Consider the following 26579-nt stretch of genomic DNA (forward strand, 5'->3'; position numbering starts at 1 on the left):
CTTGGAATTATTATTATCTTAAATCGTCAACAACGTGAAAAATAGCGGTAAGTACGTCACGTCCAAACAAGCTACTTCTCGTATCAGACCAACCTACGTGTTGATCTGGCAATAAAATATTGTCTTTAAATGGCATTTCAATCGTGTACGCCAAGCATTTAAAGGTTTCGCCAACCCAGTTTGAGCCGACCGTTAAATTTGCTTGGCCTGGCTCGTCTTTATCGTAGCCTTTTTCATCTTGAAACTCTGGCGTGATCGCCAATAAAATTTGTTTAAATTTGTCTTCTAAGGCTTTGTGTTTTTCGTCATATGAAGGAATCCCCTCACAACCTGCGACAAAGTTATACGGCAAGGCTTCATCACCGTGAATGTCTAGGTGCATATCGACACCGGTTTGGTGCATTTTTTCTACAACCAAGTAAACTTCAGGGCTATTTTCCATGCTTGGTGTTTGCCATTCACGGTTAAGGTTTACGCCCTTAGCATTGGTGCGAAGGTGGCCTCTGACACTGCCGTCAGGGTTCATGTTCGGCACACAGTAAAACACGGCTTTATCTAAGATTGCGCGCGCAACGCCATCGTCTTCATCTAACAATCTATCGATAAAACCTTCCATGAACCATTCGGCCATGGTTTCGCCGGGGTGTTGTCGAGCGGTCAGCCAAATTGTTTTCTTGCCCTCGCCTTCTTCACCAATTTTTAACAAGGTCATATCACGACCATCTAGCGTTTGACCTAATACTTGTAATTGGCAATCTGGAGAAAGTTGGGCGTTGTGAATTAAATCTTGGTGGCGCTCGTAGCTATATGGCGCAAAGTAGGCAAAGTAGACGCTGTCGTGCTCTGGTTCAAACTCTATGGTGAGTTTGTCACCGTCGAAACTTGTTGGCACGCGGAACCAGAACTCTCTATCGTATGAGGCGACCGCTTGGTAATTATGCCAGCCTTCTACGTAAGCTGATTTACCGGCATTCATCAAGTGCATCGTCAGTGGGCTGCGCTCTGTGTTATGCACTTTAAAATGGAACCACTGATAAAACTCAGATTGGTTATCATGTTCAATTTCTAACTGAATGTTTTCTGGATTTTCTGCATTTAACACACGGATGTTACCGCTGTCGAAATTCGCTGTAATTTGCATAAAATTATTCTTATAAAATTAACGTCGCGACCTAGTGTACACAAACAGTATCGATATAAGAAGTCGTTATTGCAGTGAAATCGTTAGAGTGTTCGTAAATAGAGACCAAGCTCGGTGCTATAACCCAGGGATTGAGCAACAACCTTGTTATTTTCATCAATCACATAATAACTTGGGTAGCCAGTTATTTGGAAGGTTGTTTTGAGCTCACTATTACCTAATGCTACGGGAAACGTTAGCGCTTTATCGGCGACAAATGTTTGAACCTCTTCAATACTATCAAAATCTAACGCGATAGCGACAACATCAATATCATCGCGTTTAAGGTATATATTTTCTAAATTACCGATACTCGCATGGCAGATCTGACACCATGGTGCAAAGAAATAGAGTACTTTCTTTTTTTGCTGTGCGGTGATTGCTATTGTTTTGTCATCTAGGGTGGGTAGGTTCACCAATTCGGTACTAACTTGGCTGTTATCTGATAGCATAGAAGATTCTTTAAACAGGCTAAGAACATTAAAAACAGCAATAAAAAAGACAAGCTGGATAGCTAAACTGCGCAACACAACAACACTTCCCATTAATTTAAATTTAACTGATTAGACCTTTATATCATATCTTTTCTTTCATTATCGGTAAGCGGTATTCTCGAGATTTCCGCCTCGATAATTGCTCCCTGCATTATTCTAATTACCTATATCCATATAGGCATTCGCGGCAATGACAGCGATCCAAATAAAAAGGCCAGCATCATTAGCTGACCTTTCAAACATCTCGGATTTTAGTGAGGGATTTAAGCTTAGTTCAAAGAAGGTTTAACGCGCATAGCTGCCTATGCTTTACTTCTTTTAGCCTTAAGCCCTCATTCTGGCGAGGAAATTTTGCTTAATTCGAGGCGAAGTTGCTAATTTATAGTTTTTCATATAATTCGCAACTTCAACAATGAAGTAAGTGAAATTAACCGTCAGAATTAGCCAATGTGAGTTTCGTTACGCATATAAGGCTGCAATACTGTTGGTATTTCGATGCGACCATCAGCACACTGATAGTTTTCTAAAATAGCAACTAAAGTACGACCGACTGCTAAACCTGAGCCGTTTAATGTGTGAACAAGTTCAGGCTTATTGGTTTCACTGTTGCGGTAACGCGCTTGCATACGGCGCGCTTGGAAATCGCCCATGTTAGAGCAAGACGAGATTTCACGATAGGTATTTTGCGCAGGCAACCACACTTCAATATCGAAGGTTTTGGTTGCACTAAAACCGATATCACCGCTACACAACACGACGGTGCGGTATGGTAACTCTAATTTCTCGAGGATAACTTCCGCATGACGTGTTAACTCGTCTAATGCTTTAAATGAATCTTCCGGCTTAACGATTTGCACCATTTCAACTTTGTCGAATTGATGCTGACGAATTAAACCGCGAATATCACGACCTGATGAACCGGCTTCCGAACGGAAACACGGTGTATGAGCCGTCATTTTAATCGGCAATTGATCTTCGGCTAAGATGTCATCACGCACTAAGTTTGTTAAGGGTACTTCAGCTGTTGGAATCAATGAAAAATGACGGTTGGCCAAGTCGGTGTGGAATAAGTCTTCACCGAACTTTGGTAATTGGCCAGTACCATATAAAGAGTTGTGATTAACTAAATACGGCACATACATTTCTTCGTAGCCATGCTCTGTGCTGTGCACGTCGAGCATAAATTGCGCTAACGCGCGGTGCAGTCGCGCGATTTGGCCACGCATAACGACAAAACGCGTACCTGCTAATTTAGCGCCGGCTTCAAAGTCTAAACCTTTGTCTAAAGCACTCGCTAGGTCTACGTGATCTTTTACGTCAAAATCGTAAGTCTTTGGCGTGCCCCAACGACGAACTTCAACGTTATCGTCTTCGTCAGCACCTTCTGGTACTTCATCAGATAATAAGTTTGGAATAGCCGACACGAGCTCATCAATTTTCGCTAATACGCTATTAAGCTCTTCTTTAGCGCTATCAAGTGCACTACCAAGTTCGTTCACTTGGGCAAGTAGTGGCGCTATATCTTCGCCGCGAGCTTTGGCTTGGCCAATTGATTTAGAACGCGTATTGCGCTCGTTTTGTAAGTCTTGAGTTTTAACTTGAATCGCCTTGCGTTGCTCTTCAAGTTTATTAAATGTTTCAACATCTAATGTAAAACCACGTTTTGCAAGGTTTTGAGCGATATCGTTGATGTTGGTTCTAAGCTGTTTTGAGTCAAGCATGTTTTATCACTTGTCGGTTATTTGTTAATGAGTGTCACTATAAACATTCCTAATGCGGCCGCCATTATACACAAACTGACATTAAGAACTATATTTGTCATCGCTTTTAATAAAAAGCCTTGTTGAAACAAGAGTATTGTGTCAACGCTGAAGGTAGAAAATGTGGTGAATGCACCGAGAAAGCCAATGCCAATTAAACTGCGATAAACGCCAGCGTCTATATGGCCTTGTTCGATCAAACTGTAGAGCAGACCGAGTAAAAATGAGCCGACCAAGTTCACCAATAAAGTTGCATATGGAAAGCCCTTACCAAGTAAACTAGCCGTTTGTTGATAAACGAAAAACCGCAAACTTGCCCCTAGACCACCACCTATGGCTACTGTGAGGTAAACTAAATAGTTATTTATACCGCTTGTCATTAGCATCCTTGTTGAGATTATCTAGGTAGTCGCGTTTTTGTTTGAGTTGCTTTTCTAAGCCTCGCTCGGTTGGGTAATAAAAACGCGTTTGAGCAATTTCTGGCGGAAAATAGTTTTCACCAGCAGCAAAGGCATTTTCTTCATCATGAGCATAACGGTATTCTTGCCCGTGACCAAGTGATTTTGTGATCGCGCTTGTTGAATTTCTCAAGTGAACCGGCACGGCTAAATCGGCGGTTTGAGCAGCGAGCTCGCGAGCCTGTTTAAAGGCGGTATACACAGCATTACTTTTTGGTGCTAGCGCCATATAAACCGTTGCTTGGGCAATCGCCCTTTCACCTTCTGCTGGGCCAACGCGATGGAAGGTGTCCCAAGCGTTGATGGCAAGTTGCATCGCTCTAGGATCGGCATTGCCAATATCTTCCGATGCTATCGCCAATAAACGTCTCGCTACGTAAAGCGGGTCGCCACCGGCGTTGATAATACGAGCAAACCAATACAGCGCCGCATCGGGATCAGAGCCGCGTACCGATTTATGAAACGCGCTAATAACATCGTAAAATGCGTCACCGCCTTTGTCGTATAGCGCAATTTTATCGCCCGCCACTTGCGTTATATGATCAAGTGAGATGGTTTTCTGATGATTTTCAACGCTCGCTAGTTCAACGGCATTGTCGAGTAGGTTCAGTGTTCTTCTCGCATCGCCTGCCGCCAAAGCGACAAGTTGCCGTTTGGCATGGTCATCAATTGAGATGTCGATTGACTCTTTGTTAGCTAAAAACACCAGAGCATTGGCAATGATTTGGTTTAAATGAGCCTCTTCAAGCTTTTTTAAGGTATAGACCCGCGTTCGTGACAATATCGCTTTATTTAATTCAAAGGCGGGGTTTTCGGTCGTCGCACCTATAAAAACAATCGTGCCATCTTCAATATGTGGTAAAAAAGCATCTTGTTGTGATTTGTTAAACCGGTGTACTTCATCAACAAATAATAAGGTGCGTTTATTTTTGTGAATCGCATTATCTTTTGCCTGATCTATCGCGATTCGTATGTCCTTAATGCCTGAAGTGACAGCAGATAAACGAATGATTTCAGCGTTGGCATGATGTGCAATTAATTCAGCTAATGTCGTCTTACCCGTACCTGGCGGCCCCCAAAAGATAACCGAGTGGCACTGCCCTGCTTCAATCGCTGCGCGCAAAGGTTTACCGGCACCCAGGATGTGTTCTTGGCCGATATATTGATCGAGTGATTTAGGCCTTAAAACCGCAGCAAGTGGTTGAAACTCACTCGGAATATCTAGATCAAAATCAAAGGAGTTATTGACGTTGGTCATCAATATGCGTGCCTTGCGGGATCTCAAACTCAAAAATTGACGGCGTTGAGTCTGACGCTTTCATCGTTAAACTGATTTCACTTATTTGACCGGTCGCATCAAATATTACTAATTGATCGAGCTTATCGTTAACAAACTTGAGTTGGAGCGCTTTGACGTGAGCTTGCTCGTCTAAAGACTCTATAACAAATGAGGATTGAACTTGTAATACGCGATAACCCTGCCAGAGTTTGTCATCATTACTACTGAGTAATAAAATTGGGGTATTGGCTAATGCTTGGTCAAAATTATAAATACTGACCTGTTCTATAAATGGGTCGTAAAACCATAAGGTTTCGCCATTGGCAATAATTAACGTTTCGTCAGGCGATTGCGTGTGCCAGTGTACTTTATTTGGCTTTTCTACCGTTAACTGCCCCTGACCATTAGCAATTTCTTGACCTTCCGCATCAATTACTCGCTGGCTAAAATCAGCGCTAAAGCCGTCTAGTTTCGACAGCTTTGCCTGTAAAGCCTGTTTGATTTGAGCAGACGCTACTGAATTAGGCTCAGTGGTAAACTGACTTTGGCTCTGGGCAAAACAACTAACACTAACAACTGCACTGCTAAACCCCAATACAAGTGGCAACAATAATTTTTTCATATACATCTAGAAAACTCGCTTAGGCTTTTACTGGTGGCGGCGCTAAAACTTCACGCGCACCATTGTGACCCGGTGCACTTACGACACCTTGGAGCTCCATTTGTTCAATGATTCTAGCGGCTCGGTTGTAACCAATTCTGAATTTGCGTTGGACACCTGAAATAGATGCGCGTCGACTTTCTGTAACAAATGCTAGTGCTTCATCGTATAACGTGTCTAATTCTTCTTCACCACTGCCTTCGGCTTGTTCACCCGGTAATAGGATTTCTTGTTCACTCTCACCCGATAAAATTTCATCTAAGTAATTTGGCTCTCCGCGTTGCTTCCAGTCGCTAACAACCGCATGAACTTCGTGATCGTCAACAAACGCACCATGAACGCGGGTAGGTACACCCGTACCCGGTGGTAAATAAAGCATATCACCTTGCCCGAGTAATTGTTCTGCACCTTGTTGGTCTAATATGGTTCTAGAGTCGATACGAGATGACACTTGGAACGCCATACGCGTTGGAATATTGGCTTTAATTAAACCGGTGATAACATCTACCGATGGGCGCTGTGTAGCCAACACCAAGTGAATACCTGCGGCACGTGCTTTTTGCGCAATACGGGCAATTAACTCTTCAACTTTTTTACCGACGATCATCATCATGTCGGCAAATTCATCGACCACTACAACGATACTCGGCAGCTTTTCTAATTCAGGTGCGGTTTCGTCCATCGAATCACCAGGCTTCCATAAAGGATCGGTGAGCGGTGTGCCATCGGCTTTTGCTTGCGCGACTTTTTGGTTAAAGCCTTTTAAATTACGTACGCCCATGGCCGACATTAACTTATAGCGTCTTTCCATCTCACCGACACACCAACGAAGTGCATTGGCTGCTTCTTTCATATCAGTTACGACTTCTGCTAATAGGTGTGGGATCCCCTCATACACCGAAAGCTCAAGCATTTTCGGGTCGATCATGATCAAACGCACTTCTTCCGGCGTAGCTTTGTATAACAAGCTCAAAATCATGGTATTAACACCAACAGATTTACCCGAACCTGTGGTACCTGCGACCAATAAGTGTGGCATTTTCGCTAAATCAACAACCACAGGGTCGCCAGCTATATCTTTACCTAAAACCATGGTTAACGGCGATTTACTCTCGACAAATTTATTGCACGAAATCACCTCACTTAAGCGGACAATTTCACGATGTTTGTTTGGTAACTCTAGGCCAATAACCGATTTCCCAGGAATCACTTCAACAACGCGAACACTGATCGCTGATAACGCTCTGGCTAAATCTTTTGATAAGTTGGTAATTTTGCTTACCTTAACACCCGGCGCCAAATCGAGCTCAAAGCGCGTAATTACTGGGCCTGGAAATACTGAAACAACCTGTGCTTGAATATTAAAATCAAGTAACTTAGCCTCAACCAAACGACTAACATTGTCTAAATCTTCTTGGTTAATTGGATTTTCAGCTTTGTCGGGTCTATCGAGTAATTCAATTGACGGCATGCCCTGATATTTATCGATCGGCTGTGCTGCGTTATTATTTTGTTCTTGGCTACTCGGTTGAGTCGGTGTTGGTACTTCGATTACCGGTGTTTTTTCAAAGGCAGCTGCAATTTCCGCTTCACTGACATGCTCTTGTACCGATGTAACAACTGGGCCATCGATTAACTCGTCGATTTCCACGAAGTCCTGTTCGTTTTTATCTTCAAAGGCTTCTGTGCTATTAATCGCTTCAAATGCTTCTTGAATATTTAACTGTGGTTCTAGCTGTTCAGGTGTTTTAGCTTTACTCGGAAATTCGTCAAAACTGACATCGGTCTCATTTTCCTGAACAACGTTTTGGCGCTGCTCACTATCACTGCTATTAGGCGCAAACTTTTCTTTTAAATACGCAGGTAGCGCAACCAAATACAGTGCAGCTTTAATCGTGTATTCACCAATGCCATCGATAATACTCAACCATGAATATCCCGTCAGCAGGACAAAACCAGCGGCAATGAAAAGCAAATAAAATAAGGTCGTGCCAACAAATGATAAGTAAGGTAATAAAGCGTTACTTACTACATCGCCGATAATGCCACCTGCACTAAAGTAGTAAATATCATCGAAATTCATACTCGCTAATGCCGTTAAGCCAATAAGAAGCATTAAAAAGCCAACGACTTTTAAGCCTAATGTAAGGTAATCAAGCTCCATTAACTTGTGGTAACGTTGAAATAGCAACCAACCAGTTATGGCGATCACAAAGGGCAACGAATAGGCTAGCCAACCAAACGTATTGAGCAAAACATCTGATAGATAGGCTCCTACTGCTCCGCCTAAGTTTCGTATCGGTGTTTGATAGCCGGTTTGAGACCAACCAGGATCTGCTGGGTCGAAACTAAATAAAACGACCATTAAATAAAGAGCAAAAACACAAGAGACTAACATACCTGCTTCTAACAAACGTTGGATGCCAGTTAATTTCGGAGATTGTTGAAGAGACTGTTCAGACAAAAGTTTAACCATTCGCTATTTATTATTGCTATGCTGTATAAATTAACATGAATTAACCGAGGCGCAAATAATTTAACGCAATATTGGTAGTTGATTGGTCGATTTTACCTCTTCCATCACGACATACGTTCTACTCTCACTTACGGCAGGCAGCCTTAACAAGGTATCACCAAGCAGTTTGCGATAAGCAGCCATATCGGCAACACGAGTCTTCAATAGAAAATCAAAATTCCCTGAAACCAGATGACATTCTTGAATCACATCAATACCTCGAACCGCTTTAGCAAAATCGTCAAACACATCAGGGCTCGTTTTCGTTAAGGTAATTTCAACAATAACCAGTAATGCTGCCTGCAATAATTCGGGGTTTAATGTCGCCGTATATCCTGTAATGTACTTTTCATTCTCAAGCCTTTTAACCCTTTCCAAACAAGGCGTTGGGCTCAAGCCTACTCTTTTAGATAGCTCGACATTAGAAAGTCGACCGTTTTTTTGTAACTCGACTAAAATGTTTTTATCGATACGATCAAGTTTCTTATTTTGCTTTGCTGTCGTCATATATATAAATCTATAAAATCGATATTTGACAGGATTATATGCTAAAAACAACAAATCTACGAGGATATATTCTAGACAAATATCACTATACTAGTCACAAATTTTAACTATGAGATTTAACAAATGATTATTGGTGTTCCTAAAGAGATTAAAAACCACGAGTACCGCGTAGGTATGGTACCTGCAAGTGTACGTGAAGTTATTAATCACGGTCACAGCGTATTCGTTGAAACGGAGGCGGGTTCTGGTATTGGTTTTACCGACCAAGACTATATCGATGCAGGCGCTACTATTTTAACTACTGCTGAAGAAGTTTTTGCTCAATCAGAAATGATTGTCAAAGTAAAAGAGCCACAAGCAGTTGAGCGTGCAATGTTGCGTGAAGGTCAAATCTTATTTACTTACTTGCACCTAGCACCAGATTTAGCGCAAACGCAAGATCTAGTAAACAGCAAAGCTATCTGTATCGCTTATGAAACAGTGACAGATAACAATGGTGGTTTACCGTTGCTTGCTCCTATGTCAGAAGTTGCTGGCCGCATGTCAATTCAAGCCGGTGCTCAAGCATTAGAAAAATCTAACGCAGGTCGCGGCATGTTGTTAGGTGGCGTACCAGGCGTTGAACCAGCTAAAGTGGTTATTATCGGTGGCGGTATGGTTGGTAACAATGCCGCACAAATGGCTGTAGGCATGGGCGCGAATGTTGTTGTTTTAGATCGCAATATCAATGTTCTTCGCAAGCTAGATGCGCAGTTTGGCAACAAAATCCAAGCTATCTACTCAACTGCGGACGCGTTAGAAAAACACGTGTTAGAAGCTGACTTAGTCATTGGTGGTGTGTTAATTCCGGGCGCGGCTGCACCTAAATTAGTGACAAAAGAGCACATCGCTAACATGAAGCCGGGTTCGGCAATTGTTGATGTAGCAATTGACCAAGGTGGCTGTATTGAAACTTCAACACCTACTACACACGCTGAACCAACTTACATTGTTGACGAAGTTGTTCACTACTGTGTAGCTAACATGCCGGGTGCGGTGCCGCGTACATCAACGTTTGCATTAAACAATGCAACACTGCCATACATCATCCAGTTAGCAAACAAAGGTTACCAAAAGGCGCTATTAGACGATAAGCACCTGTTAAATGGTTTGAACGTGATCAATGGCCAAGTAACGGTTAAAGAAGTAGCTGAAAACCTAGGCTTTGAATATACAGATCCAGGTGTTGCGTTACTTAACGCTTAATTTATCACCCTGCCTGTAAATAAAAACGTGCACTTTATAAGTTGCACGTTTTTTTTTACTTAAAAAGTTATTTTACCCTCTTGAACAAATCACTTACGATCCCAATAAATTGATTAAGCTTTTCTATTTTGGAGTATCACATGAGTGAAGCAAGACATTGCCCTCTGTTAATTTTAGGTTCTGGCCCTGCGGGTTATACTGCTGCGGTTTATGCTGCACGTGCTAACTTAAACCCAGTTATGATCACCGGTATGCAACAAGGTGGTCAGTTGACAACAACAACTGAAGTTGAAAACTGGCCTGGCGACGCTAATGATTTAACTGGTCCTGATTTAATGGTGCGTATGCAACAACACGCAGAGAAATTTGATACAGAAATCATTTTTGATCACATTGAAGAAGTTGACCTAGAATCACGCCCATTTAAATTAAAAGGCAATGAAGAATACACTTGTGACGCCCTCATTATTTGTACTGGCGCATCAGCACAATACTTGGGCTTACCATCTGAAGAAGCCTTTATGGGTAAAGGTGTTTCTGCTTGTGCAACCTGTGATGGTTTCTTCTACCGCAACCAAAAAGTTGCCGTAGTTGGTGGCGGTAACACAGCTGTAGAAGAAGCGCTTTACTTATCAAATATCGCTTCAGAAGTGCATTTAGTGCACCGTCGTGACACTTTCCGCTCTGAAAAAATCTTAACTCAACGCTTAATGGATAAAGTTGAGAACGGCAATATTGTGCTTCACTTAGACCGTACATTAGACGAAGTGCTTGGCGATGACATGGGTGTAACAGGTGTTCGCTTAAAAGATACAAAATCAGATGCAACAGAAGAATTTGATGTCTCTGGTGTATTTATTGCGATTGGTCACAAACCAAACACTGACATCTTTAAAGGTCAATTAGACATGAAAGATGGCTACCTAAGCATTCAAAGTGGTACTAACGGTAACGCAACACAAACCAGTGTTGAAGGTGTGTTTGCTGCTGGTGATGTAGCTGATCACATTTATCGTCAAGCTATTACCTCTGCAGGTGCTGGCTGTATGGCGGCATTAGATGCAGAGCGCTACTTAGACGCAAAAGCGTAAGTTTAGGCCGTTAATTGATGAGCCAGACACTTCATTTTTTAAATGAACACAGTCTGGCTTTTCCCGATCCTCATTTTGCCCTTTCTGAGCCAAATGGTTTACTCGCCCTTGGCGGCGATTTATCTCCTAGCCGATTAATTGAAGCATACGCCAATGGAATATTTCCATGGTATAGCCAAGACGAGCCAATCATGTGGTGGTCGCCCGATCCTCGCGCGATTATTCCAACAAGTGATATTCGAGTTAATAAAACACTTCGTAAGTTTTTGAAGAAAATGGATTATCGAATCACCTGTAACTATGCCTTTGAAGAAGTCATTAGTCAGTGTGCCGATGCGCCGTTTCGCCATGAGGAAACTTGGATTGTTGAAGATATGCAAGTTGCTTATCACAGCTTACACAAGCTTGGCCATGCTCATTCCATTGAAGTCTGGCAAGACAAGCAATTAGTTGGTGGTTTGTATGGTGTCGCCATCAATGGCTTTTTCTCTGGTGAATCGATGTTCTATCAAGCGCCCAATGCATCAAAGGTTGCTTTGTTAGCACTGAGCCAATTGCTGTCATCGCACGACATCAACTTTATTGATTGCCAAATTAACAATCCGTTTCTTGCCAGTATGGGTGCAATAGAGATCAGCCGAGATGAGTTTATCCAACAAAAAAACACTGCGATAAAAACTTCACTACCGAGCGGCGTCTGGCATCCGCGTGAGCTATACTTAACGACATGAGCAGTGCAAGTTTAACCTTTGGCGTAACCCGCGATTTTCCCTGTAGCTACCTTAAAGATCAACAAGAAAAGCTACTCATTGCGGTAGATGAACGCCTTCATAACACGCCAAACTATGGCTGGCTAATGGCCAATGGTTTCCGTCGTAGCGGCGATCAACTCTACCGCCCTAATTGCGATAGTTGTAATGCCTGCCAGTCAATTCGCGTGATTGCAGGTGAATTTAAACCGAGTAAAAGTCAAAAGCGTTTAACAAATAAAAACAGTGACTTAGTGGTAAAGATTGAGCATAATTTTTGTGATAATTACTTCCCGTTATTCGAGCATTATATTAATACCCTACATACTGATGGCTCAATGTATCCTGCATCAAGAGAGCAGTTTTACTCATTTTTAGCGTGTAATTTATCACCACAAGTATTTGTCGAAATATGGCAAGAGGATACGCTACTTAGCGTTGCGGTTACCGATGTGTTGCCTAATGCATTATCTGCTGTTTACACCTTTTACCATCCAGAGTATCGAAAACGTTCATTGGGCATGTATTCAATTTTACAACAAATCAACCTCAGTAAAACGTTAGACAAACCCTACCTTTATCTGGGTTATCAAATAGACACCTGTCAAAAGATGAATTACAAAACCAAATTCACACCGTATCAACGATTTATTGAGAATAACTGGCAAACTGTTAAATAAATAGTCGCTTTGACTTTACATTAGCCAACTATTTCGGCATGATCTGCGCAACTTTTTATTTAATGAACTTTAGAGGTCACGCGCCCAATGGCGAAAGAAGAAAATATTGAAATGCAAGGTACGGTTTTAGATACCTTACCAAATACCATGTTCCGTGTTGAATTAGAAAATGGACACGTTGTTACTGCTCATATTTCAGGTAAAATGCGTAAAAATTACATCCGTATTTTAACTGGCGACAAAGTAACAGTTGAGTTAACGCCTTACGATTTATCGAAAGGTCGCATTATTTTCCGTGCCCGCTAAATAGTTAGCCAATAAAAAAGCTCGCATTTTGCGAGCTTTTTTTGTTTCTATCGGCCTTAAAAAGCCGGAAATACAGCCAACCACCGCACTTCCTTCTATCATTAGTTTTCAACTAATTCTTTTTTCGGCTCTACTTTGATCACCAACTCATTTTTAGCAACATTGACCTTAGCAACGCCACCTTGAGTTAATTCACCAAAGAGTAATTCATTGGCCAGCGGCTTTTTCAACTTCTCTGAAATTAATCTAGCCATTGGTCTTGCCCCCATTGCTTTATCATAACCATTGTTAGCTAGCCATTGCTTCGCATCACGCGTTAACTCTAATGACACACCTTTTTGATCAAGTTGTGCTTGAAGTTCGACAATGAACTTATCAATGACTTGGGCAATAACCTCAGGTGATAAGTGGTTAAACCAAACGATATTGTCTAAGCGATTTCTAAACTCTGGTGAAAATACCTTGTTAATTTCATCCATCGCATCATAGCTGTGATCTTGTTGCTTAAAGCCGATACTTTGCTTAGTGGTTTCAGTTACACCAGCGTTGGTCGTAAGCACCAAAATAACATTTCTAAAATCGGCTTTGCGGCCATTATTATCAGTCAAGGTACCGTGATCCATCACCTGCAATAAAATATTAAAAACATCGCTATGCGCTTTTTCTATCTCATCAAGCAGTACAACTGAATGAGGGTGTTTGATCACCGCATCGGTCAATAAACCACCTTGCTCATAACCAACGTAGCCAGGAGGCGCACCAATTAACCGACTAACAGCATGTTTTTCCATATACTCAGACATATCAAACCGCAAAAATTCAACGCCTAGTAATGTCGCTAATTGCTTGGTTACTTCGGTTTTACCAACGCCAGTTGGTCCTGCAAATAAAAACGAGCCGATTGGCTTACCTTCATTACCTAAACCTGAGCGCGATAAGCGAATAACTGAAGTTAAATCATCAATCGCGTGATCTTGACCAAATACCAACATTTTTAAATTGCGATCTAACGATTTCAAATTATCTTTTTCGGACGATGATACACTTTTTTCTGGAATTCTAGCCATTTTCGCAACAATGGTTTCAATATCATTATCCTTAATAACTTTCTTGCGTTTACTCGCTGCCACCAATTGTTGTTTAGCACCGGCTTCGTCAATGATGTCGATAGCTTTGTCAGGTAAAAAACGTTCATTGATATATTTATCGGCTAATTGAGCTGCTGCTTTTAATGCCTTGTTGGTGTAACGAATGCCATGATGTGCTTCGTATTTTTCTTTTAAGCCCTGCAAAATTTTCGTCGTATCCTCAACACTTGGCTCTGAGACATCAATTTTTTGGAAACGACGAGCCAGTGCGCGATCTTTTTCAAAGATACTTTGGTACTCTTGATAAGTTGTTGAACCAATACAGCGCAGCTTTCCTGAAGACAGCAAAGGTTTTAATAAATTCGAGGCGTCCATCATACCACCAGAAGCAGCGCCTGCCCCTATAATGGTGTGAATTTCGTCGATAAATAATATTGCGTTGTCGTCTTGCTCTAGATCTTTTAATAAGGCTTTAAAGCGTTTTTCAAAATCACCACGATATTTTGTTCCAGCTAAAAGCGCTCCCATATCAAGTGAATAGATTGTGGCATCGGCTAAAAACTCGGGAACATCCTCTGATATCACTAAATTTGCTAACCCTTCAGCAATAGCCGTTTTACCAACCCCTGCCTCACCGACAAATAAAGGGTTATTTTTGCGGCGACGGCTTAAAATTTGTAAAGTTCTCTCTAATTCATTTTCACGACCAATTAGCGGATCGATATTACCTTTGCGAGCTTCTTCATTAAGGTTAACAGAAAAATTTTCGACAGTGCGGGGCTCTTCCTCTGTCTGAATTGCATTATCATCGTGTTGCGGTAATTCATGCTGGGCGTTTTTAGCAATACCGTGAGAAATAAAATTAACAATATCCAATCTTGAGATATCTAACTTTTTCAAAAAGTAAACAGCCTGTGATTCTTGCTCACTGAAGATTGCGACTAGCACATTTGAGCCATTAACTTCAGACTTACCCGATGACTGTACATGAAACACCGCGCGCTGCAATACCCGCTGAAAACCAAGCGTAGGTTGTGTTTCTCTCTCTTCTTCCCCTTCTGGTATTACTGGGGTAGTTTCTGTGATGAATGTTTTGAGTTCATTTTTAAGTTGTGACATATCGGCGCCACAGGCACTAAGTGTTTCAACTGCTGACGGATTGTCTAATAAAGCAAGCAACAAATGCTCTACCGTCATAAACTCATGACGATGCTCCTTGGCATCTCTAAACGCTAAATTTAACGATATTTCTAGATCTTTATTTAACATAAGTTACTCCAATAAAACCTGATGAATTTACGCCTGTTCCATACCGCACCTTAACGGGTGCTCATGTTCAAGGGCGTAATCGCACACTTGGCTAACTTTGGTTTCCGCGACCTCAGCAGTATACGTTCCGCAACTTGCTTGGCCTTTATAATGTACGTTTAACATGATGTCAGTGGCTTGCTCGACATTCTTGTTAAAAAACTTCCTCAAAACTTCAACCACAAAATCCATTGGGGTGTAATCATCGTTGTATAGAATTACGTTATACATTGATGGCGGTTGCAGTCTGTTTTTTACTTGCTCATCAAGCGCTTCGCCATGTTGGGTTGATGAATTCCAAATGCTCATATTTATATAATAGTCTTAAGTTTAGGGTTTACGCCATCAAGAATGTAAAGATATTTGTAAAATTTTAATAAGTTTTTTAACAAAAACTCTTGACTAATTTTTTATATTATCTACGATTTCTTATGTGGCTAAATTTTAGCCATGGCTGTGTTGTTATTGCCGATAAGCACAGCATAACTAATTACCGAAGGATTTAGAAGGAAGTTGATGTATGGCTCACGGTACAGTTAAATGGTTTAACAATGCAAAGGGGTTTGGTTTCATTCGTCCTGATGATGGTGGCGAAGATATTTTTGCCCATTATTCAACGATTCAAATGGATGGTTACCGCACGCTTAAAGCAGGCCAAGACGTTAATTATGAATTAAATGAAGGTCCTAAAGGTCACCATGCTGCGAGCATCACACCGGTTGATTTACCGAGTGAAGAATAGCGCAGTATCGTTATCATAAAAAAACACAGCAAGCGCTGTGTTTTTTTATGCCTTAAATATCAATTACATATGTTCGATAATACAGTCACCGAATTCACTACAAGTAACTAGTGTCGCATTATTCATTAAACGTTCGAAGTCATAGGTTACAGTTTTAGCACCAATCGCTCCTGACATACCCTTCAGTAATAAATCAGCAGCTTCTACCCACCCCATGTGTCGCAACATCATTTCAGCAGAGAGAATAACTGATCCTGGGTTAACTTTGTTTTGTCCTGCATATTTTGGTGCAGTACCATGTGTAGCCTCAAAAATTGCGATACCATCGCCAATATTTGCACCTGGTGCAATACCAATACCACCGACTTGTGCCGCTAACGCATCAGATAAATAATCACCATTTAAGTTGAGTGTTGCAATCACACTATATTCTTCTGGTCGTAATAAAATCTGTTGTAGCATCGCATCAGCGATAACATCTTTGATTATGATCTCTTTACCTGTTTTAGGGTTGGTTACTGAGCACCATGGACCACCATCAATGAGCTCACCACCAAACTCTTCACGCGCTAATTCATAACCCCAATCTTTAAATGCACCTTCGGTAAATTTCATGATATTACCTTTGTGGACAAGGGTAACCGAATCTCGGTTATTATCAATAGCATACTGAATAGCTTGACGAACTAACCGCTGTGTTCCAGCTTTAGACACAGGTTTAATACCGATGCCACAGTCTTGTTCAAAGCGAATTTTGTTAACACCCATCTCGTTTTTTAAGAACTCAATGACTTTTTGTGCTTGCTCGCTACCGGCTTGATATTCAATACCTGCATATATATCTTCGGAGTTTTCCCTGAAAATAACCATATCAACTGACTCAGGGTGCTTAACTGGGCTTGGTACGCCAGTAAACCATTGAACTGGACGTTGACATACGTATAAGTCTAATACCTGGCGCAATGCAACATTTAACGAGCGAATACCACCACCAACAGGTGTTGTTAATGGCCCTTTGATACCCACTTTATATTTTTTAAAAAGTTCAAGGGTTTCATCAGGTAACCAGGTTTCAGAATCATAAAGTGCCGTTGCTTTTTCACCTGCGTAGACTTCTAGCCACTGGATTTCTCGCTCTCCTTGATAAGCTTTTTCGACGGCTGCATTAACCACTTTGATCATTGGTGGCGTAACATCAACACCGATACCATCACCTTCGATATATGGAATTACAGGGTTATTTGGAACTACTAATCGGCCGTTATCTATTTCAATAGCTTGACCTTTTTCTGGAATCGTTACTTGCGACGTCATAACAACTCTCCCATTGATTGACTTGTGAATTTTCAGGTTTCATACACCTGTATGAATAACGTAAACGATCAAGAGTAAATACACTAATCACTAGGGCGTTATAACGAGCATAAACAAAATAAATGGCAAAACATTAAAATATAGTCTACTCGTTTATTTAGCTCATAGTTCATGTTTTATCGCGCCTGCGAAGGTAATTTCTCAATAACCGACTAGACTTATAAGTGGTGGTCACATCCGTTGGAGGTATTATGACTTCAGTATGGACTAATCACGCTAGACATCTAGCCGGCTTAGTTAATAGTAAAAAGGATACGCAAGCACACTTGTACCTGGAGCAGATGATGCTATTTCCTGTTGATATTCAAGACCGTATCATTGAGGAAATCAGTCAACTTGAACATTGTACAAATGAAGCCGTTGCACAAATCATTGCGCAACACTCCACGTTACCTTTGCGCTAACTTCTCCACACATTGAACCTTTCAAGGTTAACTAAACCAATACATTCATCAATATAACTGCGCTTGGATGAGTGTATTGGGTTAGCCTTTAATGTGTTAACTGCACTTGCCTTAGTTCATTAATTTCATCGCGGACTTTTGCGGCGTGTTCAAACTCTAGGTTTTTAGCATGTTCAAACATTTTCTCTTCAAGCACTTTTACTTGCTTATCAATCTCAGCAACCGACATGGTTTGATACTTAGCTTTTGGCACTGCTACCTGTTTGGCTTTTTGTTGTAACTCTTCATTTGATGTACCAAGATCCATTACATCGCTAATTTTGCGCTTAACACCTTTTGGTGTAATGCCGTTATCGAGATTGTATTGCGCTTGTTTTTCGCGTCGGCGGTTGGTTTCATCAATAGCTTTGCGCATCGACTTTGTTACCGTATCAGCATAGAGAATGGCCTTGCCTTCAACATTGCGAGCCGCTCGGCCAATTGTTTGAATTAGAGAACGTTCAGAGCGTAAAAAGCCCTCTTTGTCAGCATCGAGAATAGCAACGAGAGAAACCTCTGGCATATCTAGGCCCTCCCGCAACAGGTTAATACCAACGAGTACATCAAACTTGCCCAAACGTAAATCCCGAATGATCTCCATGCGTTCAACAGTATCAACATCTGAATGCAAGTAGCGGGTTTTAACACCGTGTTCATCTAGATACTCGGTCAAGTCTTCCGCCATTTTTTTGGTTAACGTTGTCGCTAACACACGCTCTTGTTTCGCGATTCTGATCCTAATTTCAGATAACAGATCATCAACTTGGGTATCTACTGGTCGCACTTCTATTTCAGGATCAAGTAGACCCGTTGGTCGAACGACTTGTTCTGCCACTTCACCATTAGATTTATCAAGTTCATATTGGCTAGGTGTTGCCGAGACATAAATGGTTTGCGGCGCTAAAGCTTCAAATTCTTCAAACTTTAGTGGTCGGTTATCAAGTGCAGATGGCAATCTAAAGCCATATTGGACTAAATTTTCTTTGCGCGATCGGTCACCTTTATACATGGCACCAATTTGCGGTACTGTCACATGCGATTCATCGATGACTAATAAGCCATCAGGGGGTAAGTAGTCGAATAAAGTAGGTGGTGGTTCGCCGGCGGCTCTACCAGATAGGTATCGCGAGTAATTTTCAATCCCTGAGCAGTAACCGAGCTCATTCATCATTTCTATGTCGAACTGAGTGCGCTGAACGATGCGCTGCTCTTCAATTAACTGGTTATTGTCTTTTAATACTTTTGCCCTGTCTTTTAACTCAATCTTGATGTTTTCAATCGCTGATAATATTTTATCGCGCGGTGTTGCATAATGGGTTTTAGGGTATACCGTTACACGGGCAAGTGTGCGTTCCATTTCACCGGTTAGCGGATCAAATTCTCTAATATTTTCGATTTCCTCATCGAACAGCTCGACTCGTAGCGCTAGGCGATCTGATTCAGCAGGAAAAATATCAATGACATCACCGCGAACGCGATACGTTGCTCGAGTAAAAGCCACATCATTTCGGGTGTATTGTAGCTCGGCGAGGCGACGTAAAATATCACGTTGATTTATGATGTCTCCCTGGCGTAAATGCAACATCATCTTTAAGTAGGAATCTGGGTCGCCCAAACCATAAATGGCTGATACCGATGCAACAATTACAACATCTCTGCGCTCAAGGAGTGCTTTGGTTGCAGATAACCGCATTTGCTCAATATGCTCATTTACCGAAGAGTCTTTCTCAATAAAAGTATCGGTCGTGGGCACATAGGCCTCGGGCTGATAGTAATCATAATAGGAAACAAAATATTCTACTGCGTTATTTGGGAAAAACTCCTTCATCTCACCGTATAGCTGGGCTGCTAATGTTTTGTTTGGCGCGAGAATCATGGTTGGCCTATCGAGCTTTTGAATGACATTAGCGACCGTATATGTTTTGCCCGATCCTGTAACCCCTAATAACGTTTGGTGAGCTAGACCTGCTTCGATACCATCAAGTAACTGAGCGATTGCCGTTGGCTGATCTCCTGCGGGTGTGTATTGTGATTCGAGGGTTAGCTTTTTCATGCTAAATTTACCGAGTGTGCTTGCTTAAACTGTTTTGTAAAAGACGAATATGAAATAAACGCCATCAATAAATTACCGAGTAAGGCACCGATAAAGAACCCTGTTAAACCAAATAGCTCACTACCGGCATAGGCCAAGGGTACATAAAATACGAATAACCTCACTAAACTCAGCACTAACGCGGTCATGGGTTTATGGAGCGCATTAAATGAAGAGTTCGTTAAAATGATAACGCCTTGTAAGCCATAACCAAGTGGTAATATCCAAATATATAACTTGATTAAATCGGCAACTTCCTTTTCAGTTGAGAAGATATTTGCAATCAAAGGTGCGAGCAAAGCGAGTAACAAGTAAATACCTAGTTGCCAAACCATGGCAAACTTTACTGCTGTTTTGTAACCTTCTTCAACTCTCTCCATGTTACCAGCCCCAAGGTTTTGGCTAATGAAAGGTGGTAGTGTCATCGACATTGCTAGCACGACCAAACAGGCAATTGATTCTATTCTCGAACCAACACCAAATGCAGCTACAGCAGATTCACCGTAGGAAGCAACGATTGCCGTTAATATGGCACCGGCTATTGGTGTCAGCATATTGGCTCCAGCTGCGGGTATACCTATTTTGAGTACTTGACGAGCGCTATTTATAAAGCGCTCTGTGGTTATCATTGTGCGATGAATAAGATTACGTCTGATCGCCAAAATATAAAGGACAAAGAACAACCCAACAACCCAAGAAATTAAGGTCGCTATCGCTGCGCCTTTGATCCCCATCGCCGGAATAGGACCAAAGCCAAAAATGAGCATTGGATCCAACACCGCATTTATAAGCCCCGCACTCCCCATAATCATGCTCGGTGTTTTGGTATCGCCCGACGCTCTTAGCACCGCATTACCGATCATAGGGCCAATCAAACAAACACAGCCCAAAAACCAATAATCCATGTAATCGTGAATCAAGGGTAATAACGTCGGTTCAGCCCCTAAAAGAATAAAAATATCATCTGTGAAGTAATAACCAAGTACCGCAATGATACTGACTAAAATACCAGTTAAAATGATTGCTGAAGTTGCAACATCTTTAGCTGAGTCTTCATCATTGCTGCCGAGATATTTTGCAATCACGGCTGACGTACCGATTCCTAACCCTATCGTTAGACTAATAATGGTAAAAGTAATAGGAAAGGTAAAACTAATCGCAGCTAATGGTTGTGTGCCCAACAAACCAACAAAGAAGGTATCGATTAAGTTAAAGGTCATCAGCAATATCATGCCGTACGTCATCGGGATAGTCATTCGCTTGAGCGTTTCGCCAACCGGACTTGTTAATAAATCTATTTGATTTTTATTTTTGGCAGCAGACATGCAACTTCTACATATGTTTATGTTGGACAGGTTATTGTAATAAAACGACCAACAACCTGCTACGAGAAAAAGTAAAAAAATATGTTTGTTTTATCCTTGGCCAAAAAATCCACAAGAACATCTACAAACCAAGACTTGAACAAATATTAATCATGAAGCGTGTATTTTTAAAACAATACAACGTAAGTGACTGAATTAAATACACTTCAACAAGGTGATTTAAAATTAATCAATTAACTCCAAGCTATGTATATCAAAGGCATTACAACTTATTACACTTTCACTCACATACTTATCCACAACAAAAGTGGATAACTAAGGGATACCCTATTTCAACTCAGTAATGATGATTAATCGACCAGACCCTGACAGATTTTCAACCGTTGTGGTGACAAATCAACCAAACGAACAAATATTTAAAGTTTTTATTATTTTTGTGTTGACAGTATCGCAAGCGCCCTTTAACATTCCGCTCCGTTAACGACAACAGCAACAATATTTGCTCGTCGCTAACGAGTATAATTATTCCCCTGTAGCTCACTTTAGTTAGAGCTTTAGGTTGAGAGCACTGTTAATCCATGTGTCTTTCGTAAAATAAGTAAAAGATTATTCCCCTGTAGCTCACTTTAGTTAGAGCTTTAGGTTGAGAGCACTGTTAATCCATGTGTCTTTCGTAAAATAAGTAAAAGATTATTCCCCTGTAGCTCACTTGGTTAGAGCTGTAGGTTGAGAGCACTGTTAATCCATGTCGCTTTCGTAAAATAAGTAAAAGATTATTCCCCTGTAGCTCAGTTGGTTAGAGCGGTGGACTGTTAATCCATGTGTCGTCTGTTCAAATCAGACCAGGGGAGCCACTTTTAGAAGTATGGCTGCAAAGCGGTATTTCGACAAAACTAGATTATTCCCTGTAGCTCAGTTGGTTAGAGCTTTAGGTTGAGAGCACTGTTAATCCATGTGTCTTTCGTAAAATAAATAAAAGATTATTCCCCTGTAGCTCAGTTGGTTAGAGCTGTAGGTTGAGAGCACTGTTAATCCATGTCGCTTTCGTAAAATAAGTAAAAGATTATTCCCCTGTAGCTCAGTTGGTTAGAGCGGTGGACTGTTAATCCATGTGTCGTCTGTTCAAATCAGACCAGGGGAGCCACTTTTAGAAGTATGGCTGAAAAGCGGTATTTCGATAAAAACTAGATTATTCCCCTGTAGCTCTGTTAGTTAGAGCTGTAGGTTGAAAGCACTGTTAATCGATGTGTCTTTCGTAAAATAAGTAAAAGATTATTCCCCTGTAGCTCAGTTGGTTAGAGCGGTGGACTGTTAATCCATGTGTCGTCTGTTCAAATCAGACCAGGGGAGCCACTTTTAAGAAGCCTACTTTATAGTAGGCTTTTTTCATTGCTAAACATCAACTTATTGAGAGTATTATATTCCCAAAAAACGATTCGGCATGAGTTATAGCGGTGGACTGTACTGTTCCAATCTGGCATGTGTCGTCTGTTCAAATCAGACATTCCTAATAAACACATGAGCCACTTTTAAGAAGCCTACTTTATAGTAGGCTTTTTTCATTGCTAAACATTAACTTATTGAAAGTATTATATTCCCCAAAAAGCGATGCGGTTTGGGTTGGAGCGTTGGACTGTACTGTTCCAATCTGGTATGTGTCGTCTGTTCAAATCAGACTTTCCTGATTCACACATGAGCCACTTTTAAAAAGCCTACTTTTTGGTAGGCTATTTTCATCGCCAAGCATTAATCTGTATTTAGCCAAGAGCGAGCCAGATCCCTACCCCTACCATTAAGGTACCTGAAATTCGATTCATCAGTTTGACGTTATTGCCAGTTGAGAGGAAAATTCGCAGTGTTTTACCACCTGTTGCGTATAACATCATACAAACAAACTCACTACATAAAATCACAGACAACAAGATCAAGAGTTGAGGTACTAGTGCTTGTTCAGGGTCGATAAAAGGTGGAAGTAGCGCGATCATAAAGCCCCACCCTTTCGGGTTGGACACCGCCGTAATTAACCCTTGAGCAAACAATTCAAACTTGCCAGTCTCCACTTGGTTATTAATATCTATCGCCATCTTCCCTTTTGACATCCACATTTGATAACCCAAATATACAAGATAAGCGCCACCGATATACTTAAGTATGGCAAATAACTCAGGATACTTAAGCATAACAGAGGCAACACCAATTACCGCAGAAATAGCTACAATTGCCACCCCCAGTAACTCACCTATCATCATGTACATAGTGCGACGAACGCCAACAGACATACCCAGTGTCATCGCAAGTGTCATACACATGCCAGGTGTTATAGAAACAAAAAAGAACGTAGGGATAAATATCGCAAGAACAGCTAATTCCATAAATTAAGTAGGATTTTAGTTAAAACGCGAGGCTAACAAAATACGTTAACTAGGAGCAAGTAATTTATCGCTAATTTTGCAGAAATAATCAAAGACACTTATACAATACAAAGCTACTGAGATCGACTATAAAAGTTATCAACTACTTGGGCTTTGTGTTGTTGACCGCTAGCATCGATAAATTCAAAGTCAACGATGATACGCCAGTACATTTGTGGTTCACTGCAACTACCAACAAAGCCATTGGCAATGAACTGCTTATCCGAGTTACCGATGTTGAACACCAAGGGGATTTTGCCCATGTACATAGAGACCCCTTCCAAGTATCCCGAGACTTTAGTCAATTGGGCAACATTCTCGATTTCAAGGGCAACGCTAAACAATGTTTCAGGTGATACTTGTTCTACATTGGTTAACAAACGCACTGAATATTTATCACTACTGACTAGGCATTCCACTTTACCGTTCAAACAAAAGCGAATTTGCTGCTCCTGCTCTGGTTTGGTCTGCTCACCACAAGCAGTGAACAAAAAAACAGCAGTTAATAATAGGGAAATAAATCGATTCATGGTGCTGATTTTATTAGATTTAGCTAAATTTGTATATTTCGGTTAGCAAAATGTAACAAATCTTAACTTTTTTTTGATTTAGAACATGTTTTCGGCTTCAACGTAATGACTTTTGAACTTGAGTTGCTTAATATTCAACACCGATTTAATCAATCTGTGCGCCTTGAGCAAAATTAGACTATAACTTAATCACATAGCTTGTTTTGTAATCGGCTTACAAACCCATTTTTTTAATAATTATAAATGTGGAAACCTTAACATGAACCAAAGTAATACGTCGGCAGTTGACTACAACATGAATGTTGTCCGTCAGTTTACTGTCATGACTGTGATCTGGGGATTCGTTGGTACGCTTGTTGGTGTTATTATCGCTGCTCAACTTATTTGGCCAGCGCTAAACTTCGACACGCCGTGGCTAACGTATTCTCGTCTTCGTCCTCTCCATACCAATGCGGTAATATTCGCGTTTGGTACAAGTGCGCTTTTTGCTACCTCATATTACGTAGTACAAAGAACCTGTAAAACAGCATTATTTGCTCCTGGCCTTGCTTCTTTCACCTTCTGGGGTTGGCAGGCAATTATCGTTGCCGCAGCAATTACTCTGCCTTTAGGTTATACAACAAGTAAAGAATACGCCGAACTAGAATGGCCAATCGATATCGCAATTGCGGTGGTATGGGTGTCATACGCTATAGTGTTCTTCGGTACTATCATTAAACGCACGACTTCGCATATTTACGTTGCCAACTGGTTCTTTGGTGGTTTCATTATTACTGTTGCAGTACTTCATATCGGTAACTCAATGGCAATTCCTGTTTCTATGATGAAGTCATATTCGTTATACTCAGGTGCGATCGATGCAATGATGCAATGGTGGTACGGTCATAATGCTGTAGGTTTCCTATTAACAGCTGGTTTCTTGGGTATGATGTACTACTTCGTTCCTAAACAAGCTGAGCGTCCTGTTTATTCATACCGTTTATCTATCGTTCACTTCTGGGCGTTAGTTTCACTATACATTTGGGCTGGTCCTCACCACTTGCACTACACAGCGTTACCAGACTGGGCTCAGTCTTTAGGTATGGTAATGTCAGTTGTATTATTCCTTCCTTCTTGGGGTGGTATGATCAACGGTATCATGACGTTATCAGGTGCATGGCACAAGCTTCGCAGTGACCCTATTCTTCGTTTCTTAATCGTTTCATTGTCTTTCTATGGTATGTCTACGTTTGAAGGTCCAATGATGGCGATTAAATCAGTCAACGCATTATCTCACTACACTGACTGGACAATCGGTCACGTTCACTCTGGTGCGTTAGGTTGGGTTGCAATGGTTTCTATCGGTGCTATGTACCACTTGATTCCTATCCTATTTAATCAAGAGCGCATGTTTAGCGTTCGCTTAATCAACATTCACTTCTGGATGCACACTGCCGGTATTATTTTATACATCGTTGCTATGTGGATTTCAGGTGTAATGCAAGGTTTAATGTGGCGTGCGGTAAACGCTGACGGTACATTGACTTACAGCTTTGTTGAAAGTTTAACGGCGTCATACCCGTTCTACTTCATGCGTTTCTTAGGTGGTGCATTAGTAGTCGCTGGTTTCGTGATTATGATGTACAACATGTTCAAAACTATTGGCGCTGAAAACGGTAGCCTTAAAAAAGTTGAAGCAGCTTAAGGAGATTGAACATGCAAAACAAACATGAAAAATTAGAAAAACACATTGGCTGGTTCTTCGTAATTACTATTTTTGCGATCAGTATTGGTGGTTTAGTAGAAATTACTCCGCTTTTCTTCCAAAAAGAAACGACGCAGCCAGTTGATAACTTACGTCCTTATACAGCTTTAGAAATGGAAGGTCGAGACATCTACATCCGTGAAGGTTGTAACACTTGTCACAGTCAGATGATTCGTCCTTTCCGCGCTGAAACAGAACGCTATGGTCACTACAGTGTGGCTGGTGAGCACGTTTGGGAACACCCATTTTTATGGGGCTCTAAACGTACTGGTCCAGATTTAGCTCGCGTAGGTGGTCGTTACTCTGACGACTGGCATCGTGCGCACTTAATCGATCCTCGCTCTGTTGTTCCTGAGTCAAACATGCCTTCATTTAAATGGTTAGATGAAAACACGTTAGACGGTCAGTTAACAGGTAAGAAAATGGAAACATTTAACATGTTAACGCGTAACCGCACTCATAAAGATGAGAACGGCAACCCTATCCCACTTTACTCTGCTGAAGAAATCGCAGGCGCTAAAGCGGCGGTAGCTGGTAAAACTGAAATGGAAGCCTTGATTGCATACTTGCAGTCGCTAGGCCACGCATTGAAGTAAG

23 protein-coding genes, 3 tRNA genes and 2 pseudogenes are annotated in these 26579 nt (G+C 41.3%); 12 read left to right on the forward strand and 16 right to left on the reverse strand.

What is annotated here, in order from left to right; all coding sequences use genetic code 11:
- Positions 1 to 13 precede the first annotated feature (13 nt).
- The 9 genes and pseudogenes from LP316_RS11980 to lrp all read right to left on the reverse strand — a co-directional run bounded on the left by LP316_RS11980 (position 14) and on the right by lrp (position 8854).
- Positions 14 to 1141, reverse strand: coding sequence for a M14-type cytosolic carboxypeptidase (locus LP316_RS11980; protein WP_193021394.1), 1128 nt, complete (start codon positions 1139 to 1141; stop codon positions 14 to 16).
- 83 nt (positions 1142 to 1224) lie between these two features.
- Entirely contained in the window at positions 1225 to 1725 is a 501-nt protein-coding gene (locus LP316_RS11985; protein WP_226960737.1) for a TlpA family protein disulfide reductase, read from the reverse strand.
- Positions 1726 to 2114: 389 nt separating this feature from the next.
- The gene (gene serS / locus LP316_RS11990; RefSeq protein WP_193021395.1) at positions 2115 to 3395 is read right to left on the reverse strand and encodes a serine--tRNA ligase; all 1281 of its coding nucleotides are present in this window, start codon (positions 3393 to 3395) and stop codon (positions 2115 to 2117) included.
- Positions 3396 to 3412: 17 nt separating this feature from the next.
- Positions 3413 to 3814, reverse strand: coding sequence for a fluoride efflux transporter CrcB (gene crcB / locus LP316_RS11995; RefSeq protein ID WP_193021396.1), 402 nt, complete (start codon positions 3812 to 3814; stop codon positions 3413 to 3415).
- Positions 3795 to 5150, reverse strand: coding sequence for a replication-associated recombination protein A (locus tag LP316_RS12000; protein ID WP_193021397.1), 1356 nt, complete (start codon positions 5148 to 5150; stop codon positions 3795 to 3797). Before LP316_RS12000 ends, crcB begins: the two co-directional genes overlap by 20 nt.
- The gene (gene lolA / locus LP316_RS12005; protein ID WP_193021398.1) at positions 5134 to 5793 is read right to left on the reverse strand and encodes an outer membrane lipoprotein chaperone LolA; all 660 of its coding nucleotides are present in this window, start codon (positions 5791 to 5793) and stop codon (positions 5134 to 5136) included. The genes LP316_RS12000 and lolA overlap by 17 nt, the downstream gene beginning before the upstream one ends.
- A gap of 19 nt (positions 5794 to 5812) precedes the next feature.
- Positions 5813 to 7300 (reverse strand): annotated as a pseudogene (locus tag LP316_RS16190) (DNA translocase FtsK); the annotation flags it as partial.
- 495 nt (positions 7301 to 7795) lie between these two features.
- A pseudogene (locus LP316_RS16195) lies at positions 7796 to 8308 on the reverse strand (DNA translocase FtsK 4TM domain-containing protein); the annotation flags it as partial.
- A gap of 60 nt (positions 8309 to 8368) precedes the next feature.
- Positions 8369 to 8854 carry a leucine-responsive transcriptional regulator Lrp gene (gene lrp / locus LP316_RS12015; RefSeq protein WP_193021400.1) on the reverse strand — a complete coding sequence of 162 codons (486 nt, stop codon included), beginning with the start codon at positions 8852 to 8854 and terminating at the stop codon, positions 8369 to 8371.
- 123 nt (positions 8855 to 8977) lie between these two features.
- On the opposite strand from lrp, the gene ald reads away from it, so the two are divergent.
- From ald to infA, 5 genes are all read left to right on the forward strand, one after another.
- On the forward strand, positions 8978 to 10099 hold the full coding sequence (gene ald, locus LP316_RS12020; protein ID WP_193021401.1) for an alanine dehydrogenase: 1122 nt from the start codon (positions 8978 to 8980) through the stop codon (positions 10097 to 10099).
- Between the two features lie 140 nt (positions 10100 to 10239).
- The gene (trxB, locus tag LP316_RS12025; protein ID WP_193021402.1) at positions 10240 to 11190 is read left to right on the forward strand and encodes a thioredoxin-disulfide reductase; all 951 of its coding nucleotides are present in this window, start codon (positions 10240 to 10242) and stop codon (positions 11188 to 11190) included.
- A 17-nt stretch (positions 11191 to 11207) separates the two neighbouring features.
- Positions 11208 to 11921 carry a leucyl/phenylalanyl-tRNA--protein transferase gene (gene aat, locus LP316_RS12030; RefSeq protein ID WP_193021403.1) on the forward strand — a complete coding sequence of 238 codons (714 nt, stop codon included), beginning with the start codon at positions 11208 to 11210 and terminating at the stop codon, positions 11919 to 11921.
- On the forward strand, positions 11918 to 12619 hold the full coding sequence (locus LP316_RS12035) for an arginyltransferase (protein ID WP_193021404.1): 702 nt from the start codon (positions 11918 to 11920) through the stop codon (positions 12617 to 12619). Before aat ends, LP316_RS12035 begins: the two co-directional genes overlap by 4 nt.
- Positions 12620 to 12706: 87 nt before the next feature.
- A complete protein-coding gene (gene infA / locus LP316_RS12040) occupies positions 12707 to 12925 on the forward strand; it encodes a translation initiation factor IF-1 (protein ID WP_011043571.1) in 219 nt (72 codons plus the stop codon).
- 101 nt (positions 12926 to 13026) lie between these two features.
- Here the strand turns inward: infA and clpA are convergent, their stop codons facing one another.
- Positions 13027 to 15282, reverse strand: a complete 2256-nt coding sequence (clpA, locus tag LP316_RS12045) for an ATP-dependent Clp protease ATP-binding subunit ClpA (RefSeq protein ID WP_193021405.1) — start codon at positions 15280 to 15282, stop codon at positions 13027 to 13029.
- 27 nt (positions 15283 to 15309) lie between these two features.
- Positions 15310 to 15630: an ATP-dependent Clp protease adapter ClpS gene (gene clpS, locus LP316_RS12050; RefSeq protein WP_193021406.1), complete on the reverse strand. Its 321-nt coding sequence runs from the start codon at positions 15628 to 15630 to the stop codon at positions 15310 to 15312.
- Between the two features lie 211 nt (positions 15631 to 15841).
- Here clpS and cspD point away from each other — a divergent pair, with 211 nt between their 5' ends.
- Complete coding sequence (gene cspD / locus LP316_RS12055; RefSeq protein WP_193021407.1) at positions 15842 to 16063, forward strand: cold shock domain-containing protein CspD; 222 nt, start codon at positions 15842 to 15844, stop codon at positions 16061 to 16063.
- 63 nt (positions 16064 to 16126) lie between these two features.
- Here the strand turns inward: cspD and icd are convergent, their stop codons facing one another.
- Positions 16127 to 17377 (reverse strand): NADP-dependent isocitrate dehydrogenase, encoded by a 1251-nt coding sequence (icd, locus tag LP316_RS12060; RefSeq protein WP_193021408.1) that lies wholly within the window; start codon positions 17375 to 17377, stop codon positions 16127 to 16129.
- Between the two features lie 251 nt (positions 17378 to 17628).
- On the opposite strand from icd, the gene LP316_RS12065 reads away from it, so the two are divergent.
- A complete protein-coding gene (locus tag LP316_RS12065) occupies positions 17629 to 17841 on the forward strand; it encodes a hypothetical protein (protein WP_193021409.1) in 213 nt (70 codons plus the stop codon).
- Between the two features lie 88 nt (positions 17842 to 17929).
- Here the strand turns inward: LP316_RS12065 and uvrB are convergent, their stop codons facing one another.
- The gene (gene uvrB / locus LP316_RS12070) at positions 17930 to 19933 is read right to left on the reverse strand and encodes an excinuclease ABC subunit UvrB (RefSeq protein WP_193021410.1); all 2004 of its coding nucleotides are present in this window, start codon (positions 19931 to 19933) and stop codon (positions 17930 to 17932) included.
- A complete protein-coding gene (locus LP316_RS12075) occupies positions 19930 to 21297 on the reverse strand; it encodes an MATE family efflux transporter (protein WP_193021411.1) in 1368 nt (455 codons plus the stop codon). The genes uvrB and LP316_RS12075 overlap by 4 nt, the downstream gene beginning before the upstream one ends.
- 777 nt (positions 21298 to 22074) lie before the next feature.
- Here LP316_RS12075 and LP316_RS12080 point away from each other — a divergent pair.
- The 3 genes from LP316_RS12080 (at position 22075) to LP316_RS12090 (ending at position 22650) form a co-directional block, all read left to right on the forward strand.
- Positions 22075 to 22151 (forward strand) — tRNA-Asn (locus LP316_RS12080).
- A 213-nt stretch (positions 22152 to 22364) separates the two neighbouring features.
- Positions 22365 to 22441, forward strand: a tRNA-Asn gene (locus tag LP316_RS12085).
- 132 nt (positions 22442 to 22573) lie between these two features.
- A tRNA-Asn gene (locus LP316_RS12090) sits at positions 22574 to 22650 on the forward strand.
- A 404-nt stretch (positions 22651 to 23054) separates the two neighbouring features.
- Here LP316_RS12090 and LP316_RS12095 read toward each other — a convergent pair.
- Both LP316_RS12095 and LP316_RS12100 read right to left on the reverse strand, forming a co-directional pair.
- Entirely contained in the window at positions 23055 to 23669 is a 615-nt protein-coding gene (locus LP316_RS12095) for a LysE family translocator (RefSeq protein ID WP_193021412.1), read from the reverse strand.
- A gap of 113 nt (positions 23670 to 23782) precedes the next feature.
- Positions 23783 to 24238 carry a hypothetical protein gene (locus tag LP316_RS12100; RefSeq protein WP_193021413.1) on the reverse strand — a complete coding sequence of 152 codons (456 nt, stop codon included), beginning with the start codon at positions 24236 to 24238 and terminating at the stop codon, positions 23783 to 23785.
- Positions 24239 to 24497: 259 nt separating this feature from the next.
- On the opposite strand from LP316_RS12100, the gene ccoN reads away from it, so the two are divergent.
- Positions 24498 to 25922, forward strand: a complete 1425-nt coding sequence (gene ccoN / locus LP316_RS12105) for a cytochrome-c oxidase, cbb3-type subunit I (RefSeq protein WP_193021414.1) — start codon at positions 24498 to 24500, stop codon at positions 25920 to 25922.
- An 11-nt stretch (positions 25923 to 25933) separates the two neighbouring features.
- A complete protein-coding gene (ccoO, locus tag LP316_RS12110) occupies positions 25934 to 26578 on the forward strand; it encodes a cytochrome-c oxidase, cbb3-type subunit II (RefSeq protein WP_193021415.1) in 645 nt (214 codons plus the stop codon).
- Position 26579 lies beyond the last annotated feature (1 nt).

Origin of the sequence: Thalassotalea sp. LPB0316 (assembly GCF_014898095.1) — a bacterium.
Classification (GTDB): Bacteria; Pseudomonadota; Gammaproteobacteria; order Enterobacterales; family Alteromonadaceae; genus Thalassotalea_G.

Bases quoted from the DNA above. Each gene is read 5' to 3' on its own strand.
- cspD (WP_193021407.1), top strand. From the start codon at position 15,842: ATGGCTCACGGTACAGTTAAATGGTTTAACAATGCAAAGGGGTTTGGT.
- aat (WP_193021403.1), top strand. From the start codon at position 11,208: ATGAGCCAGACACTTCATTTTTTAAATGAACACAGTCTGGCTTTTCCC.
- LP316_RS12100 (WP_193021413.1), bottom strand. From the start codon at position 24,238: ATGAATCGATTTATTTCCCTATTATTAACTGCTGTTTTTTTGTTCACT.
- trxB (WP_193021402.1), top strand. From the start codon at position 10,240: ATGAGTGAAGCAAGACATTGCCCTCTGTTAATTTTAGGTTCTGGCCCT.
- uvrB (WP_193021410.1), bottom strand. From the start codon at position 19,933: ATGAAAAAGCTAACCCTCGAATCACAATACACACCCGCAGGAGATCAG.
- LP316_RS12065 (WP_193021409.1), top strand. From the start codon at position 17,629: ATGACTTCAGTATGGACTAATCACGCTAGACATCTAGCCGGCTTAGTT.
- clpA (WP_193021405.1), bottom strand. From the start codon at position 15,282: ATGTTAAATAAAGATCTAGAAATATCGTTAAATTTAGCGTTTAGAGAT.
- ccoN (WP_193021414.1), top strand. From the start codon at position 24,498: ATGAACCAAAGTAATACGTCGGCAGTTGACTACAACATGAATGTTGTC.
- crcB (WP_193021396.1), bottom strand. From the start codon at position 3,814: ATGACAAGCGGTATAAATAACTATTTAGTTTACCTCACAGTAGCCATA.
- clpS (WP_193021406.1), bottom strand. From the start codon at position 15,630: ATGAGCATTTGGAATTCATCAACCCAACATGGCGAAGCGCTTGATGAG.
- LP316_RS12095 (WP_193021412.1), bottom strand. From the start codon at position 23,669: ATGGAATTAGCTGTTCTTGCGATATTTATCCCTACGTTCTTTTTTGTT.
- ald (WP_193021401.1), top strand. From the start codon at position 8,978: ATGATTATTGGTGTTCCTAAAGAGATTAAAAACCACGAGTACCGCGTA.
- infA (WP_011043571.1), top strand. From the start codon at position 12,707: ATGGCGAAAGAAGAAAATATTGAAATGCAAGGTACGGTTTTAGATACC.
- lolA (WP_193021398.1), bottom strand. From the start codon at position 5,793: ATGAAAAAATTATTGTTGCCACTTGTATTGGGGTTTAGCAGTGCAGTT.
- ccoO (WP_193021415.1), top strand. From the start codon at position 25,934: ATGCAAAACAAACATGAAAAATTAGAAAAACACATTGGCTGGTTCTTC.
- lrp (WP_193021400.1), bottom strand. From the start codon at position 8,854: ATGACGACAGCAAAGCAAAATAAGAAACTTGATCGTATCGATAAAAAC.
- icd (WP_193021408.1), bottom strand. From the start codon at position 17,377: ATGACGTCGCAAGTAACGATTCCAGAAAAAGGTCAAGCTATTGAAATA.
- LP316_RS11985 (WP_226960737.1), bottom strand. From the start codon at position 1,725: ATGGGAAGTGTTGTTGTGTTGCGCAGTTTAGCTATCCAGCTTGTCTTT.
- LP316_RS11980 (WP_193021394.1), bottom strand. From the start codon at position 1,141: ATGCAAATTACAGCGAATTTCGACAGCGGTAACATCCGTGTGTTAAAT.
- LP316_RS12075 (WP_193021411.1), bottom strand. From the start codon at position 21,297: ATGTCTGCTGCCAAAAATAAAAATCAAATAGATTTATTAACAAGTCCG.
- LP316_RS12035 (WP_193021404.1), top strand. From the start codon at position 11,918: ATGAGCAGTGCAAGTTTAACCTTTGGCGTAACCCGCGATTTTCCCTGT.
- LP316_RS12000 (WP_193021397.1), bottom strand. From the start codon at position 5,150: ATGACCAACGTCAATAACTCCTTTGATTTTGATCTAGATATTCCGAGT.
- serS (WP_193021395.1), bottom strand. From the start codon at position 3,395: ATGCTTGACTCAAAACAGCTTAGAACCAACATCAACGATATCGCTCAA.